This is a genomic window from Microcystis sp. M179S2 (assembly GCF_020245805.1).
GTDB lineage: Bacteria > Cyanobacteriota > Cyanobacteriia > Cyanobacteriales > Microcystaceae > Microcystis > Microcystis aeruginosa.
Genome location: NZ_JADBUE010000061.1, coordinates 1 through 3,248, shown reverse-complemented (window position 1 = coordinate 3,248; position 3,248 = coordinate 1). Strand labels below are relative to the sequence as shown.

Genomic DNA, 3,248 nt, shown 5'->3' with positions numbered 1-3,248 from the left:
TCGTCACCAGCGACGGCAAAACTCGAAACATCGAGAAAAGCACCATCATCCGGCAGGAAGGGGTAGATTTAGCAGTTTTTCAGTTTGAAAGCCTGGACAATTATCCCGTTGCGGAAATAGCGAATTATAACCCAAATACCGGTGATTTTGTTTTTGCCGCAGGCTTCCCCAAAATTGGCGACAATCCCTCGAAATGGTTGTTTAGTGGCGGTAGAATTATCGAGAAAGAAGAGGGATTACTACAAACCCGCCAAAGTGACTTAAGCAATGAACAAGGAGGAACATTACAAAGTGTTGCTTCTTTAGAAGGAGGCTATGAATTAGTTTATACCAGCATCACATTTGGGGGCATGAGTGGCGGTGCAGTCTTAGACTCCCAGGGGAGAGTAATAGGGATTCATGGAAGTTCGGAAACAGCAGGGGTAGGGAAAATTCAGCTAGGGTTTAGTTTAGGGATTCCCATTAGCACTTTTATCGGATTGCAAGAAAGATTGAAGGTAAAACCGCAATTATTAACCACTGCTCAACCCCAAGTTAGTCCGCAACAACAACAAGAAATTATTCAAGCGATTACTGGTGTTATTGTTCCTAATACCAATGCGAAGGCGGATATTTGGATAGAAAGGGGAGGACAATTATGGCGGTTATTCAGGTTTGAGGAAGCAATTAAAGCCTTTGATGAAGCGATTAAGCAAAATGACCCCGAGAATGTCTATTTAGCGTGGTATGGGAAGGGATTAGCGTTATTTGAATTACGCGAACATCAACCAGCTATAGAAGCTTTGCAACAAGCGATTAATACCTTACCTAAACGGGAAGATTTAAAGAAGTTTCACAGTAGTATTTTACAACGGCAAAGTGTATTTTATCGCTTTTTAGGTGACTTCTCAACAAGTGCTGGTAGAGAAAGAGAAGCAGAAGCCAGAGAAAATTATGAGCAAGCATTAACGCTGATTAATCAGGCGATTTCTCTGCTTCCCAATAACCCCAATTACTATAACGAGAAATCCTCAGTATTAAGTCGATTAAAACGCTATGATGAGGGATTAGCGGCGATTAATCAGGCAATTAATCTCGCTCCCCGTGCTGCTTGGTATAGCAATCGGGGGGTTCTTTACCAAGATCAACAAAAATACAAATTAGCATTAGATGACTACAACAAAGCTATTGAACTTAATCCTAATCATGCTAATGCTTACGTCAATCGGGGGATTCTTTACTATAACCAGCAGAAATACGAATTAGCCCTATCTGACTTCAGCAAAGCCATTGACATTAATCCTAATGATGCTGAGGCTTACAGCAATCGGGGGGGTGTTTACTATAACCAGCAGAAATACGAATTAGCCCTCTCTGACATCAACAAAGCTATTGAAATTAATCCTAATTATGCTGTGGCTTACTACAATCGGGGGAATCTTTACTATAACCAGCAGAAATACGATTCAGCTTTAGCTGACTACAACCAAGCTATTAAACTTAATCGTAATTTTGCTAATGCTTACGTCAATCGGGGGGCTCTTTACTATAACCAACGAAAATACGAATTAGCTTTAGCTGACTACGACAAAGCTATTGAACTTAATCGTAATGATGCTGTGGCTTACTACAATCGTGGTGTTTTATATGCCATATTAGGACAACCCGAAAAAGTAAAAATTGATCTACAACAAGCAGCCATATTATTCCGCCAACAGAATAATATGGCTGCTTATGAAAAGGTGATGCAGATTTTACAACAATTAGGGGGGTGAAATAGAAATCATCAATTATGGAAAGTCGAGAAATTATCAAAAAACTGAAGGATGAGGGATGGTATCAAGTAGGTACAACAGGAAGTCATCATCATTTTAAACATCCCCATAAAAAAGGGAAAGTGACTGTTCCTCACCCTAAAAAGGATATTCCCCTTAAAACCCTAATCAGTATCGAAAAACAAGCCGGTATTAAATTACGATAAAGGAGAAATCAATGATTACTTATTTAGCCACCGTTCATAAAGATAACCATAGTGATTATGGGGTACAATTTTATGACTTTCCGGGTTGTATTAGTGCAGGAGAAACCATCGAAGAAGCGAAAAAAATGGCAACTGAAGCCTTAAAAGGTCATATTTCCTTTATGTTGGCAGATGGGGACGAAATTCCCACCCCTAGCACCCTCGAAACCATTTTAACCGACGCGGATCATCAAGATGCGATCGCTTTTCTGCTCATTGAGGTATCAGAAGCTATTTTAAACCATCAGGAATTGTGTGTAAAAAACTAGGTGCAGTCCCTAGCTTGGTTTGAGCGAATAAATATGTTAAAGAAAACCTCTCAATTCTCAGGAAAAGCGAAACCCAACAGCCAAAATCTAAATCCGTCTGAATCTTTTTGTTGGGTTTCCTTGGGTCAACCCAATCGACGATAATTGCTATGATTACTATAATCCGTAGTCGTGGTCTTTTATATGCCATATTACGACAAACCGAAAAAGCAAAAATTGACCTAGAACAAGGGAATGAAGCAGGTTATCAACAAGCTCAAAAACTAATCAGCATGATTCGCCAAGAAATGAGTAAAAATTAGGACAAAAAAAGATGGAATGGAATATTATCTTTGATGAAGCCTTTCGAGATTGGCTATACGAGCAAGAAGAAACTGTACAAGATTCAATCTTGGCTTATATTGGGCTACTTAAACAAAAAGGACCCTTGTTAGGACGACCTTATGTTGACACTCTTCAAGGCAGTCGTTACCCTAACCTTAAAGAATTGCGAGTACAGCATCAAGGACAACCTTGGCGAGTGCTTTTTGCTTTCGATCCTATCCGTCAAGCTATCATGCTAGTAGGAGGAAATAAAACTGGCGATAAAAGATGGTATGAAAAAAACATTCCCATCGCTGAAAAAAGATTTGAAGCCTATTTAAAAACCTTAACGGAGCAAAATCTATGATTACCTTTGATGAAGAAATGGATAAACTGCCCTCTGAAAGAAGGGCAAAAATTGAAGCTAAAACCCAAGAGCTTTTACAAGAAATGCAAATCATTGATGAACTTCTTCAACGCCTAGGACTTTCTTCTGAAGAAATCACGGAAAGCGAAAGTGAACAGCCCTGTTTCTCAGCAAAATCGGATGATTTAAAACAACATCTTACCCTAGAAAATTTAACCCGTATGATGAGGGAATTAGGGGGAGAATGGGAACTTACCCTTAAATTTCCTGAGCAACAAGTGATTAAATTAAGTAGTGAGCGCCCGTAGTT

The 3,248-nt window shown here is 39.4% G+C and carries 6 protein-coding genes; all 6 read left to right on the top strand.

The genetic code is table 11. From position 1 onward, the window contains the following. Positions 1-1,754, top strand: a 1,754-nt coding sequence (locus IM500_RS03405; RefSeq protein WP_287737699.1) for a tetratricopeptide repeat protein, incomplete at its 5' end; no start/stop codon positions are given. Positions 1,755-1,771: 17 nt separating this feature from the next. After that, positions 1,772-1,960 (top strand): type II toxin-antitoxin system HicA family toxin, encoded by a 189-nt coding sequence (locus tag IM500_RS03400; RefSeq protein ID WP_002768607.1) that lies wholly within the window; start codon positions 1,772-1,774, stop codon positions 1,958-1,960. An 11-nt stretch (positions 1,961-1,971) separates the two neighbouring features. Next, positions 1,972-2,268: a type II toxin-antitoxin system HicB family antitoxin gene (locus IM500_RS03395; RefSeq protein WP_002763050.1), complete on the top strand. Its 297-nt coding sequence runs from the start codon at positions 1,972-1,974 to the stop codon at positions 2,266-2,268. 149 nt (positions 2,269-2,417) lie between these two features. Then, positions 2,418-2,570, top strand: a complete 153-nt coding sequence (locus tag IM500_RS03390) for a hypothetical protein (protein ID WP_287737698.1) — start codon at positions 2,418-2,420, stop codon at positions 2,568-2,570. 11 nt (positions 2,571-2,581) lie between these two features. Beyond that, on the top strand, positions 2,582-2,938 hold the full coding sequence (locus tag IM500_RS03385; RefSeq protein WP_002735616.1) for a type II toxin-antitoxin system RelE/ParE family toxin: 357 nt from the start codon (positions 2,582-2,584) through the stop codon (positions 2,936-2,938). Further along, entirely contained in the window at positions 2,935-3,246 is a 312-nt protein-coding gene (locus IM500_RS03380) for a hypothetical protein (protein WP_002804649.1), read from the top strand. The genes IM500_RS03385 and IM500_RS03380 overlap by 4 nt, the downstream gene beginning before the upstream one ends. The last annotated feature ends 2 nt before the right edge of the window (positions 3,247-3,248 follow it).